Below are 12,694 nucleotides of genomic sequence, written 5' to 3'. Positions count from 1 at the left end.
GCTTGAACGATTATGTCATTCGGGTTGTCGCGTCGCCGTCGGACGTGAGCCCGCAGGCCTGGAACGCGCTGCTCGCCGCGCAGGCCGAACCCTCGCCCTTCATGCGCCACGAGTACCTGGCCGCGCTGCACGAGAGCGGCAGCGCCACGCCCGAGAGCGGCTGGACGGCCCAGTTCTTCACCCTCTGGCGCGGCGACACGCTCGAGGCCGCCTGCCCGGTCTACGTCAAGGACCATTCCTATGGCGAGTACGTGTTTGACTGGGCCTGGGCCAACGCCTACCAGCAGCACGGCCTGGCCTACTACCCGAAGGCGACGGTCGCGGTGCCGTTCACGCCCGTGCCCGGTGCGCGCCTGCTCGCGCGCGATGCGGCCGGCCGCGTGCTGCTGGCCCAGGCACTGGTGGCCTGGTGCAAGGAGAGCGAGCTCTCGTCGCTGCACCTGCTGTTCGGTGCCGAGGCCGACATCGAGGCCTGCACCGAGGCCGGGCTGATGCTGCGGCACACGGTGCAGTTCCATTGGCAGAACCCGGCGCCCGGCTACGCGGACTTCGAGGCCTTCCTCGCGAGCCTCGCGCACGACAAGCGCAAGAAGATCCGCCAGGAGCGCCGCAAGGTCGCCGATGCCGGCGTGCGCTTCCGCTGGTCGCGCGGGGCCGACATCTCGCGCGCCGACTGGGACTTCTTCTACCGCTGCTACGCGCGCACCTACCGCGAGCACGGCAACCCGCCCTACCTCACGCGCGACTTCTTCCATCGCATGGCCGACACGCTGCCCGAGGCCTGGCTGCTGTTCATCGCCGAGCGCGAAGGCAAGCCGATCGCCGCCAGCCTGATCGCACTGGCCACCGACGAGAGCACCGGCCGCCCGCTCGTGGCCTACGGCCGCTACTGGGGCGCGGTCGAGCGCGTCGACTGCCTGCACTTCGAGGCCTGCTACTACCAGCCACTGGCCTGGTGCATCGCGCACGGCGTGCAGCGCTTCGAGGGCGGCGCGCAGGGCGAGCACAAGATGGCGCGTGCCCTGATGCCCGTGAAGACCACCAGCGCCCACTGGCTCGCGCACCCGGCCTTCGCCGACGCGGTCGAGCGCTTCCTCGAGCGCGAGGGCGAAGGCATCGAGAACTACATGGATCACCTCGGCGAGCGCAGCCCGTTCAAGGCCGCCTGAGCGCGACGACGGGCCCGCGTCAGGCCACGGCCAAACACGGCTGCTATAAACCCCGGCAGATCGCCAACAACAAGGGGAAAAGTCATGCCATTCGTCGGCCTGGGTCTGCACATCCTGATCGCGCTGTTCTTCGCGGTGCACGCGATGCGCCACGGCAAGCAGATGTACTGGCTCTTGATCCTGTTCAGCTTTCCGCTGCTGGGCAGCATCGTCTACTTCGTGGTCGAGTACCTGCCCGCCTCGCGCATGCAGCGCACCGCGGGCAAGGTCGCGAGCGCGGCCATCGGCTTCATCGATCCCGAGCGCGAATACCGCGCGGCCGAGCAGGCCTACGACCTCGCGCCGACGGCGCAGAACAAGCTGCGCCTCGCCAAGGCCGCGCTCGATCGCGGCCAGGCCGGCGAGGCGGTCGGGCACTACCGCGATGCGCTCAAGGGCCCGCTGGCCTCCGATCCCGAGCTGCAGTTCGGCCTCGCGAGCGCACTGCTGGCCGCGGGCGGTCCGGGCGCGGGCAGCGAAGCGATGCAGGCGCTGCAAAGCCTGCGCTCGACCCGCGACGACTACCGCAAGGACGAGGTCGCGCTGCTGGTGGCCCGCGCCCTGGCCGCCGAGGGCCGCCACGACGAAGCGCGCCAGGCCTTCGAATCGACCCTGAGCCTCTACAACACCGTCGAGGCGCGTGCGCGCTACGTGGCCTGGCTCGCGCAGCAGGGCGACGGCGCCGCCGCGCAGCGCCAGTGGGACGAACTCCAGCAGGCCGCGCGCCACTGGAATTCGCACGCCCGCTCGGTCAACCGCGAATGGATGCGGCTGGCCGGCGACGCAGCCCGCGGCTGAGGTCGAGCCCGAGGCTCCGACCAAGGGCATAGCCGGCCCTGCCGTTCGGCAGATCGACAGCGGCCGGCGCGGGAACGAGCATGCGGCCATCGCGCAAGCCCGGCGCGCAGGAGAGCACCGCATGCCCGCATCGATCCGCCCCCTCTTCCCCTGGGCGATGGCCCTGGGCCTCGCGGCCCTCGCCTGCGTGCCGGCCCATGCCGCCAGCTTCGACTGCGCCAAGGCCTCGAACCCCACCGAGAAGACCATCTGCACCACGCCCGCGCTCTCGCTGCAGGACGAGAGCATGGCCGAGCTCTATCGCAAGCAGCTCGCGATACCCGATGCCGGCCAATGGGCCACCTACCTGAAGCGCGACCAGCGCGACTGGCTCGCGGTGCGCAACCGGCACTGCAAGGCCGACGTGAAATGCCTGCGGGAGGACTACGAGCGGCGCATCCGCTACCTGGTGGAGCCGCTGCTGCACTGGACCGGCCGCTACGTGGAGGGCCGCTGTCCGAAGGACGGGCGTTTCCTGGACGTGACGCCGTCGAACGACGGCGCGCTCGACATCGAGCTCTACATCTGCCCCGATGCGCGCAGCAACATGCTGCTGCAGGGCGGTGGCCGGCTCGACGACCGGCAGCGGCTGGTGGTGCCGTTCGGCGGGCGTTGCACCCGCACCCTGCAATTCAGCGCCGACCGCATCGTGGTGACCGACACGCCCGCGGGCGCCGCGGAATGCGCGAGCCCGTCGACGGCCGGCACCTTCGTGCGCGATGCGCGCCGGTCGCCGTTCGAGCAGGAGTGACTGCCCGGGCGACCGACACGCCCCGCCCGATCACTTCTTGTAGGCGGCGATACCGTCGAGGATTTCCTTGCGGGCGGCGTCGATGCCTTCCCAGCCCAGCACCTTGACCCACTTGCCGGCCTCGAGGTCCTTGTAGTGCTCGAAGAAGTGGCTGATGGCCTTCAGGCGCATCGGGTTCACGTCGTCCACCGATTTCCAGTGGCTGTAGATCGGCAGCACCTTGTCGGTCGGCACGGCCAGCACCTTGCCGTCCACGCCGGCTTCGTCTTCCATCATCAGGATGCCCAGCGGGCGGCAGGGCACGACCACGCCCGGCAGCAGCGGGTACGGTGCGATCACCAGCACGTCGACCGGGTCGCCGTCGCCCGACAGCGTCTGCGGCACGTAGCCGTAGTTGGCCGGGTAGTACATGGCCGTGGTCATGAAGCGGTCGACGAAGATCGCGCCCGACTCCTTGTCGACCTCGTACTTGATCGGGTCGGCATTCATCGGGATTTCGATCACGACGTTGAAGGCATCGGGGACGTTCTTGCCGGGGGAGACTTTGTCGAAGGACATGACGTTTTTCGAGTAGTTGAAAAGTATGAGAGGGATGCGGACAAACCCGAAGTTTACTTTCCGTGTCACTGACCCGTCGCACGCGATTTCGTTTTTGCCTGTAAATTGCAGCTGTTGGCCAATCGGCTCCGCACCCCGGCTCCCCGGGATGCAGCGAGCTTCGAGGAAGCAACGCGGCGGAAATCTCGACTCCCGCGCGTTGCACGCAACGGATCCTCGCGCTTTCCGTCTCCACGTCACAACGAACGAATGGAGATGCAACGCATGAATGGCAACACCCCCCTCATCCTCGCCATCGTCTGCGGCCTCGTGGCCGTGGCCTACGGCATCTGGGCCCGAAGTTGGATCCTCGCCAAGGACGCGGGCAACGCGCGCATGCAGGAGATCGCGGCGGCGATCCAGCAGGGCGCGGCGGCCTACCTGGCCAAGCAGTACCGCACCATCGCCATCGTGGGCGTGGTGCTCGCGATCCTGATCGCCCTCTTCCTCGACCTCACGACCGCGGTCGGCTTCGTGGTCGGCGCGGTGCTCTCGGGCGCCTGCGGCTTCATCGGCATGAACGTCTCGGTGCGCGCCAACGTGCGCACCGCGCAGGCCGCCACCCAAGGCATCGGGCCGGCGCTCGACGTGGCCTTCCGCGGCGGCGCCATCACCGGCATGCTGGTGGTCGGGCTGGGCCTGCTGGGCGTGTCGATCTTCTACTGGTTCCTGGCCTCCAGGGGCCTGCCGAGCGGCAACCATGCGCTGGCGGCGCTGCTCAATCCGCTGATCGGCTTCGCCTTCGGCTCCTCGCTGATCTCGATCTTCGCGCGGCTGGGCGGCGGCATCTTCACCAAGGGCGCCGACGTCGGCGCCGACCTGGTGGGCAAGGTCGAGGCCGGCATCCCCGAGGACGATCCGCGCAACCCCGCGGTGATCGCCGACAACGTGGGCGACAACGTCGGCGACTGCGCCGGCATGGCAGCCGACCTGTTCGAGACCTACGCGGTGACGCTGATCGCCACCATGGTGCTCGGCGCGCTGATGGTCACGGCGGCGCCGGTCAACGCGGTGCTCTATCCGCTGGCGCTGGGCGGCGTGTCGATCATCGCGTCGATCATCGGCTGCTTCTTCGTCAAGGCCTCGCCGGGCATGACCAACGTGATGCCGGCGCTCTACAAGGGCCTGGCGGTGGCGGGCATCCTGTCGCTGATCGCGTTCTGGTTCGTCACCAACTGGCTCATCCCCGACAACGCGATCGCGCCCAGCGGCAGCCAGCTCAAGCTGTTCGGCGCCTGCTTCGTGGGCCTGGCGCTGACGGCCGCGCTGGTGTGGATCACCGAGTACTACACGGGCACGCAGTACAAGCCGGTGCAGCACATCGCGCAGGCCTCGACCACGGGCCACGGCACCAACATCATCGCGGGCCTCGGCGTGTCGATGCGTTCGACGGCCTGGCCCGTGATCTTCGTGTGCATCGCCATCCTGGCCTCGTACGCGCTGGCCGGCCTGTTCGGCATCGCGGTGGCCGCGACCTCCATGCTCAGCATGGCCGGCATCGTGGTGGCGCTGGACGCCTACGGCCCCATCACCGACAACGCCGGCGGCATCGCCGAGATGAGCGAACTGCCCGCGAGCGTGCGCGACATCACCGATCCGCTGGACGCGGTGGGCAACACCACCAAGGCCGTGACCAAGGGCTACGCCATCGGCTCAGCCGGCCTCGCGGCGCTGGTGCTGTTCGCCGACTACACGCACAAGCTCGAGAGCTTCGGCCTGAACATCACGTTCAACCTCAGCGACCCGATGGTGATCGTCGGCCTGTTCATCGGCGGCCTGATCCCCTACCTGTTCGGCGCGATGGCGATGGAAGCCGTGGGCCGCGCGGCGGGCTCGGTGGTCGAGGAAGTGCGCCGGCAGTTCCGCGACATCCCCGGCATCATGGAAGGCACCGCCAAGCCCGAATACGGCAAGGCCGTGAGCATGCTGACCGGCGCGGCCATCAAGGAGATGATGATCCCCTCGCTGCTGCCGGTGCTGGTGCCGATCGTGGTCGGCTTGCTGCTCGGACCGAAGGCCCTGGGCGGCCTGCTGATGGGCACCATCGTCACGGGCCTGTTCGTCGCCATCTCCATGTGCACCGGCGGCGGTGCCTGGGACAACGCCAAGAAGTACATCGAGGACGGCCACTTCGGCGGCAAGGGCAGCGAGACGCACAAGGCCGCCGTCACCGGCGACACCGTGGGCGATCCCTACAAGGACACGGCCGGCCCGGCCGTGAACCCGCTGATCAAGATCATCAACATCGTGGCGCTGCTCATCGTGCCGCTGGTGGTGAAGTTCCATGCCGGCGATGCGACGGCGGCCGTGCCGCCCCCGGCACCGGTGGCCGCCACGGCACCGGCCGCGGTCAGCACGCCGGCCGGCGCCGTGGCCTCGGGCGCGGTGACCGCGGCCGAAGCCGCCGCGGTCAAGGTCGAGAACGGCGTGGTCAAGTTCTACTTCGCCACCGGCAGCGCCGAGGTCGCGCCCAATGCCAGGGAGGCGCTGGCCGACGTGATCAAGGCCGTGCAGAGCGGCAACACGGTGCTGGTGAGCGGCTACCACGACGCCACCGGCGACGCCGCGAAGAACGCCGAGCTCGCCAAGCAGCGCGCGATGGCGGTCGGCGATGCGCTCAAGGCCGCGGGCGCGCCCGAGGACAAGATCGAGCTCGCCAAGCCCGAGCAGACCCAGGCCGACGGCCCCGCGGGCGAAGCGCGGCGCGTCGAGGTGAAAGTGAAGTCCTGAGGCTCGCGCCCGACTGAAACGCCATTCCGCACGGGGCGACGCTGCATCGGCGTCGCCCTGTTTTTCTTGCGCCTTCGGGAACACCCGCCATCGAAGCGAGGTGCGCGCGCCACGTTTTGCGTGACCGGGCCGCGCCGGCCCGCTACGCTTGCGCGCAAGGCATTTCGAATCCGATGACACACCTTCACCTTCGCAACGCCCTCCTCCAGGCCCTGGCGCCGCTGCTGCTCGCGGCCACCGGCGGCGCGGCCTTCGCGCAGGCCCCCGCGCCAGCCGACGATGCCACCGCGATGAGCTTCGATGCCGCGCGCGCCCGCATGCTCGACCGCTCCGACAAGCTGGCCGCCGCGCGCGCCGCGGTCGAGGCCAAGCAATTGCAGAGCGATGGCCTCAAGCGGCTCGGCGGCCCGGTGGTCAGCGTGTCGGGCTTGGCCTATGCGTACAACGCCAACCTGAACCTCGACCTCGACCCGCTCAACCAGAAGCTCGGCCAGATCGGGCAGGCGCTGCCGCCCTCGATCCAGAGCTTCATCGCGCGCGTGCCGATCCCGCAACTGCCCAACAGCTACACCTTGAACCGGCACGACACCGGCTCCAACGCCTCGGTGTCGGCGGTCTGGCCGATCTACCTGGGCGGTGCCACCGATGCGGTGCGCGGCTTTGTCTCGGCGCAGACGCGCGAGGCCGAGGCCGATGCCGAACAGGCGAGCCACGAGGTCGACACGCTGCTGGTGCAGCGCTACTTCGGCGCCCAGCTCGCGCAGCGCGCGGCGCAGTTGCGCGCGCAGGCCGAGCGCACCATCGCGCAGCACGACGCGGCGGCGCAGAAGATGCTCGCGGCCGGCGTGATCTCGCGCGTCGAACGGCTGCAGGCCAGCGCGGCCTACGAGGAGGCGCGCCGCAACGCGCGCAAGGCCGAGAACGATGCCGCGCTCGCGGCCGTGGCGCTGGCGCGCACGGTGCGCGCCGAGGGCCGCGTGGCGCCGCAGACGCCGCTGTTCGTGATCAGCGCGCCGGTCGAGCCGCTGGGCTGGTTCATCGATTCGGCGCTCAACCGCCATCCGGGCCTCGACAAGGTCGCGGCCAAGAAGTCGCAGGCCGAGCAGCTGCACGAGGGCGAGGAAGCGCTGCGGCGCCCGCAGGTCATCGCCTTCGGCACGCGCCAGCTCAAGAGCGGCAATGCCGATTGGGTGGCGGGCCTGGGCGTGCGCTGGACGCTGTACGACTCGGTCGATCGCGATGCGCTCTCGGCCGCGTCGCAAAAGCAGGTCGAGCAGGCCGAACGCACCGGCGCCCAGGCGCGCAGCGACATCTCGCTGCTGGTGGAACGCAACTGGCGCGCGCTCGACAACGCGCGCCGCCAGTACCTCGAGATGCAGGCCTCGGTGGAGCTGGCGCGCGAGGTGCTGAAGCTGCGCACCTCGGGCCTGCGCGAAGGCACCAGCACCACGCTCGACCTGATCGATGCCGAGACCAACCAGGCCAAGGTGCTGACCGAGCGCGCGCAGGCCGCCAACGAGTACGTGCAGGCGCTGGCCCAGTTGCTCGAGAGCGCGGGCCTGTCCGATCGCTTTTCCGACTACATCGCGCGTGCCGACGTGAAGGTGAACTGAATGATGAGTGCCAAGACCCGCAAACTGATCGCGATCCTGGCCGCGCTGCTCGTGCTGGCGCTGCTGGCCTGGGGCTTCTGGCGCGCCTCGCGGCCCGCGCCCGAGGTGTTCCAGGGCCAGATGGAGGCGCGCGAGACCGATGTCGCCGGCAAGGTGACGGCGCGCGTGGCCGAGGTGCTGGTGAAGGAAGGCGACCGCATCCAGGCCGGCGCGGTGCTGGTGCGCATGGACAGCCCCGAGGTGCGCGCCAAGCTCGCGCAGGCCACCGCCGCCGAGCAGGCCGCGCAGGCCGTGGCCCAGAAGGCGCAGAACGGCGCGCGGCCGCAGGAGATCGAGATGGCGCGCATGCAATGGCAGCGCGCCGAGACCGCGGCCCAGCTCGCGCAGACCTCGTTCCGCCGCGTCGACGGCCTCGCGCGCGAAGGCCTGGTGGCCGACCAGAAGCGCGACGAGGCCGAGGCCAACTGGAAGGCCTCGCGCGACGCGGCCATCGCCGCCAGGGCGCAGTACGACATGGCACGTGCCGGCGCACGCCCCGAGGACCAGGCCGCGGCCAGCGCGCAGGCGCGCCAGGTGGCCGGCGTGGTCGCGGAAGCCGAGGCCGCCAAGGCCGAGACCGAGCTGCGCAGCCCGGTCGCCGGCGAGGTGGCCAAGGTGCTCGCCAAGGTCGGCGAACTCTCGCCGCAGGGCGTGGCGGTGGTCACGGTGGTCGACCTGGCCGACCAGTGGGTGGTGCTCAACGTGCGCGAGGACCGGCTGCCGCGCTTCGCGATGGGCAGCGAGTTCGAGGCCCGCCTGCCCGCGCTGGCCGAGGACCGGCGCACGGCGCGCTTCAAGGTCTACTACAGCGGCGTGCTGCCCGACTTCGCGACCTGGCGCGCCACCCGCGGCGGCGCCGGCTTCGACGTGCGCACCTTCGAGGTCCGCGCGCGGCCGCTGCAGCCGATCGAGGGCGCGCGGCCGGGCATGAGCGTGCTGGTCGACTGAGCGGCACGCGAGAGGACCGGCCGAGCCATGAGCCTTCGCGGCTTCTCCACCGCCAGCGCACGGCGCGAGTTCGCGCTGCTGCGCACGCGGCCCTGGGACCTCGCGATGATCACCTGGGTGCCGCTGCTCGCGGTGCTCTTGATCTGGTGGATCTTCTCGGCCGGCCTGCCCGAGCGGTTGCCGATCGGCGTGCTCGACCAGGACCGCTCGGCGCTATCGCGCCAGATCGTGCGCTTCCTCGATGCCACGCCGGGCCTGCGCGTGGTGCAGCGCTTCGACGACGAAGGCGCGATGGCGCGCGCGCTCACCAGCGGCGTGGTCGATGCCGCGGTGCAGCTGCCGCGCGATCTCAACCGCGAGGTCAAGCAGGGCCGCACGGGCCAGGTCGTGCTGCTGCACAACGCCCAGCTCGGCACCCATTCGAGCCTGATCCAGCGCGACGTGCGCACCGTGGTCGCCACGGTCTCGGGCGGGGTCGAGCTCGCGGTGCGCAACAAGCGCGGCGAATCGATGATCGCCGCGCGCGCGACCATGGAGCCGCTGAAGGCGGGCACCGTCGCGCTGTTCAACACCTCGGGCGACTACGAGCAGTTCCTCGGCGCCGCGCTGATCCCGGCGCTGCTGCACATCCTCGCGATGACCGCCGGCGCCTGGGCCGTGGGCCGCGAGCTGCGCGACCGCAGCATCGGCGGCTGGCTGGGCGCCGCGCCGCGCTGGCACGAGGCGCTGGCCGCGCTCGCGGGCAAGCTGGCGCTGCCGTTCGCGAGCCTGTCGCTGGTGGGCATCGCCGCCATGCTGTGGATCACGGCCGGGCGCGGCTGGCATCCGGTGGGTTCGCTCGGCTGGACGCTGTTCGCGCTGGTGGTGTTCCTCGCGCTGTCGATCGCGCTCGGCGGCTTCGTCGCGGCGCTCACGCGCTCGCTGCGCACCGCGCTGTCGGCCACCGGCTTCATCACCGCGCCGGCCTTCGCGTTCGGCGGCGTGGGCTTTCCGCTGGTGGCCATGCCCGCGCTGGCGCAGCTGTGGGCCGCGCTGCTGCCCTACACCCACTACATCCGCGTGCAGATGGAGCAGCTGCAGATGGGCGCGCCGCTGGCCTATTCGGCCGCGACGCCGCTGTGGATGGTGCTGGGCACCGCCGCGCTGTTGGCCGCGACGGCCACCGCGCTGGGCCGCGCGGCGCGCGCGCCCGATTCGTGGGGAGGCCGCTGATGGACCGGAAGCGCGCCCTCGCCCGCTTCGGCGCTGCCTGGAGCGACACCGCGCTGGCCGTGCTGCGCGACAAGGGCGTGCTGCTGATCATGCTGCTGGCGCCGATCATCTACGGCTTCTTCTACCCCTGGCCCTACGGCTCGCAGGCCGTGACCCGCGTGCCGGTGGCGGTGGTCGACCAGGACCACACCGGACTGTCGCGCCAGATCGCGCGCTTCGCGATGGCCAATCCGCGGCTGGACGTGCGCCTGGTCACGGCCGACGTGCACGAGGCGCAGCAGGCCCTGTGGCGCGGCGAGATCGAGGGCTATGCGCTGCTGCCGGCCGACCTCAAGCGCAGCGTGCTGCGCGGGCTGCCGGCGGTGGTGAGCATCGAGGGCAACGGCGCCTATGCGCTGCTGAACAAGGCGGTGCTCTACGGCTTCTCGGAAGCGGTGGGCACGGTCTCGGCCGGCGTCGAGATCCGCAAGCTGCAGGCCGGCGGCCAGAGCGCGGTGCAGGCCGCGCGCAGCCGCAGCCCGCTGGTCACGCAACTGGTGGCGCTCTTCAATCCCACCGAGGGCTACGGCAGCTACGTGGTGCCGGCGGTGGCGCTGCTGATCCTGCAGCAGACGCTGCTGATGGGCACCGCCATGCTGGCCGGCACCTGGGCCGAGGCGCGGCGGCTGCGCGCCTCGATGAGCGCCTGGCTGGGCCGGCTGGCGGCGCTGTCGGGCTTCGGCGTGCTCAGCGGCATCTTCTATTTCGGCTGGGTGTTCTTCCTGCAGGACTATCCGCGCGGCGGCAATCCCTTCGGCGCGCTGGTGCTGCTGGCCTTCTACGTGCCCGCGATCTGCACGCTGGGCCTGTTGCTGGGCTGCTGGTTCCGCGACCGCGAACGGGCGCTGCAGGTGCTGCTGTTCACGGCCCTGCCGATGGCTTTTCTCTCGGGCTTCTCGTGGCCGGTCGAGGCCCTGCCCGCGCCGCTGCAGGCCCTGCGCTGGCTGTTCCCGAGCACGGCCGGCATCCAGGCCTCGCTGCGGCTCAACCAGATGGGTGCGCCGTTGCACGACGTGCTGCCGCACCTGGGCGTGCTGCTGGCGCTGCTGCTCGCCGGCCTGCTGACGCTGTGGCTCGCGGCGACGCCGCGGCGTGCGAAACCCGCCTAGCGCTGGCTCTCCGCCGCCACCGCGCGCACCAGCCGCGTGGCCGGCGCGACCAGCTCGCGCAGATCGCCCGCGCGCTCCTGCTCGATGGCCTGCAGCACCAGCTCGTTGATGCCGCCGACCACCGTCATCGCCATCTCGCTCGTCAGGTGCGCCTGCGGGCCCGGGCCGGTCGTGCCGCTGCTGTTGATCGCGGCCTGGATGAAGTTCGCGATCTCGTCGTTGACCCGGCGCCGCGCCACCAGCCCCGGCATGCCCAGGCCCAGGATCTCGACGAACAGCGTGCGCAGCAGCACCGGGTCCTGCGCTAGATAGTCGAAATAGGCCGTGATCGCGCGCTCCACCTGCGCATGCCAGGGCTGCACCGGGTCGAAGGCCTCGCTGACCGCCTGCAGCGCCAGGTGGCTGGCTGCCTCGTAGAGTGCGATCAGGCATTCGGTCTTGGTCGCGAAGTGCTCGTAGAAGGTGCGGCGCGACACCGCGGCCTCGCGCACGATGTCGGCGATGGTGGTGTCGGCATAGCCCTTGGCGGCCACTGCGCGGGCCATGCCCTCGAGCAGCCGGTGGTAGTGCTCGTTGCGCGATTCGACCGGAGTCTGGGAGGTGTTGTCGGTGACGGCACTCATGAACGGAACATTTTCCTACGCCCTGGTACTTGACAGTACCAAGCACTCGGAGGCACCATGCAGGCATTGCGGTACGCATCTGTACCACACCCCTTGCCACCACCATTCCGATTCACGAGGATTGTCTTCATGAGCACCGAACTCGTCGTCCGCCGCCTTCTGATCGATCTCCAGGCCCCGTTTGCCCGCGACTGGTGCGGCGGCGATGCATTCTCCACCGCCTTCTTCAACGCCCTGTCGATGAGTTTTCCCTTCGGCGAGCAGTTCTTCATCGACGCGGTGCGCGACGCCGTCGCCACCCTGCCGCCCGAGACCCAGGACAAGTACCGCGCCGAGGTGCGCGGCTTCATCGGCCAGGAGGCGACGCACCGGCGCATCCATTCGCTGTTCAATGCCCACCTCGAGAAGCAGGGCCTGGTCGACCGCTGGACCGAGCGCGCGAGCAAGCGGCTGTCGCTGATGGAAGGCGCCGATCCTCGCCACGCGCTCGCGGTGACGGCCGCCACCGAGCACTTCACGGCCATGTTCGCCGAGTGGCTGCTCGCGCATCCACGGATCCTCGACGGCGCCGAGCCCCGGCTGCGCACCATGTGGCTGTGGCACAGCGCCGAGGAACTCGAGCACAAGAGCGTGGCCTTCGACGTCTACCGGGCCGCGGGCGGCTCCGACGAATGGCGCACGCGCTGGTTCCGCCGCGTCACGCTGATGTTCCTCGGCGACCTGATGCACCAGACGCTGGCCAACCTGCGGCACGAGAAGCAGCTGTGGAAGTGGTCGACCTGGAAGAGCGCCGCGCGCATCCTGCTCGCGCGCGACGGGCTGCTGCGCGGCAACTACGCGATGTGGCGCCGCTACCTGCGCGCCGATTTCCATCCGGCGCAGCAGGACAGCAGCCTGTCGGAACGCTGGCTGGTGGACAACCGCGCGGCCTATGTGCCGGTCGGCGCGGCCGCGACGCAGCCGGACACCGCCGCGGCCTGAGCGCGGC

Annotated in this window: 11 protein-coding genes; 9 read left to right on the top strand and 2 right to left on the bottom strand. The window is 70.4% G+C overall.

Annotated features, from left to right (window positions below):
• Window positions 1-2 precede the first annotated feature (2 nt).
• The 3 genes from AC07RM_RS06540 (at window position 3) to AC07RM_RS06530 (ending at window position 2,796) form a co-directional block, all read left to right on the top strand.
• Window positions 3-1,169, top strand: a complete 1,167-nt coding sequence (locus tag AC07RM_RS06540; RefSeq protein WP_495333864.1) for a GNAT family N-acetyltransferase — start codon at window positions 3-5, stop codon at window positions 1,167-1,169.
• Between the two features lie 84 nt (window positions 1,170-1,253).
• The gene (locus tag AC07RM_RS06535; RefSeq protein WP_495333862.1) at window positions 1,254-2,006 is read left to right on the top strand and encodes a hypothetical protein; all 753 of its coding nucleotides are present in this window, start codon (window positions 1,254-1,256) and stop codon (window positions 2,004-2,006) included.
• Between the two features lie 121 nt (window positions 2,007-2,127).
• Window positions 2,128-2,796 (top strand): lysozyme inhibitor LprI family protein, encoded by a 669-nt coding sequence (locus AC07RM_RS06530; RefSeq protein ID WP_495333860.1) that lies wholly within the window; start codon window positions 2,128-2,130, stop codon window positions 2,794-2,796.
• Window positions 2,797-2,826: 30 nt separating this feature from the next.
• Here the strand turns inward: AC07RM_RS06530 and ppa are convergent, their stop codons facing one another.
• Entirely contained in the window at window positions 2,827-3,354 is a 528-nt protein-coding gene (gene ppa / locus AC07RM_RS06525) for an inorganic diphosphatase (protein WP_093341396.1), read from the bottom strand.
• A gap of 264 nt (window positions 3,355-3,618) precedes the next feature.
• Between ppa and AC07RM_RS06520 the strand changes: the two genes are divergently transcribed.
• The 5 genes from AC07RM_RS06520 (at window position 3,619) to AC07RM_RS06500 (ending at window position 11,083) form a co-directional block, all read left to right on the top strand.
• Window positions 3,619-6,123, top strand: coding sequence for a sodium-translocating pyrophosphatase (locus tag AC07RM_RS06520; protein ID WP_495333858.1), 2,505 nt, complete (start codon window positions 3,619-3,621; stop codon window positions 6,121-6,123).
• Between the two features lie 173 nt (window positions 6,124-6,296).
• Complete coding sequence (locus tag AC07RM_RS06515) at window positions 6,297-7,736, top strand: TolC family protein (RefSeq protein ID WP_495333856.1); 1,440 nt, start codon at window positions 6,297-6,299, stop codon at window positions 7,734-7,736.
• Entirely contained in the window at window positions 7,737-8,723 is a 987-nt protein-coding gene (locus AC07RM_RS06510; RefSeq protein ID WP_093341394.1) for an HlyD family secretion protein, read from the top strand.
• Between the two features lie 27 nt (window positions 8,724-8,750).
• Entirely contained in the window at window positions 8,751-9,935 is a 1,185-nt protein-coding gene (locus AC07RM_RS06505) for an ABC transporter permease (RefSeq protein WP_495333854.1), read from the top strand.
• Complete coding sequence (locus AC07RM_RS06500) at window positions 9,935-11,083, top strand: ABC transporter permease (RefSeq protein ID WP_495333852.1); 1,149 nt, start codon at window positions 9,935-9,937, stop codon at window positions 11,081-11,083. Before AC07RM_RS06505 ends, AC07RM_RS06500 begins: the two co-directional genes overlap by 1 nt.
• On the opposite strand, the gene AC07RM_RS06495 is transcribed toward AC07RM_RS06500, so the two are convergent.
• A complete protein-coding gene (locus AC07RM_RS06495) occupies window positions 11,080-11,706 on the bottom strand; it encodes a TetR/AcrR family transcriptional regulator (RefSeq protein WP_209540631.1) in 627 nt (208 codons plus the stop codon). The two genes, AC07RM_RS06500 and AC07RM_RS06495, sit on opposite strands and share 4 nt — an antisense overlap.
• Before the next feature lie 129 nt (window positions 11,707-11,835).
• On the opposite strand from AC07RM_RS06495, the gene AC07RM_RS06490 reads away from it, so the two are divergent.
• Entirely contained in the window at window positions 11,836-12,687 is an 852-nt protein-coding gene (locus AC07RM_RS06490) for a metal-dependent hydrolase (RefSeq protein WP_495333850.1), read from the top strand.
• Window positions 12,688-12,694 lie beyond the last annotated feature (7 nt).

This window comes from Variovorax sp. GW821-FHT09B05, assembly GCF_059418265.1.
This window is presented reverse-complemented; position numbering and strand designations above follow the sequence as displayed.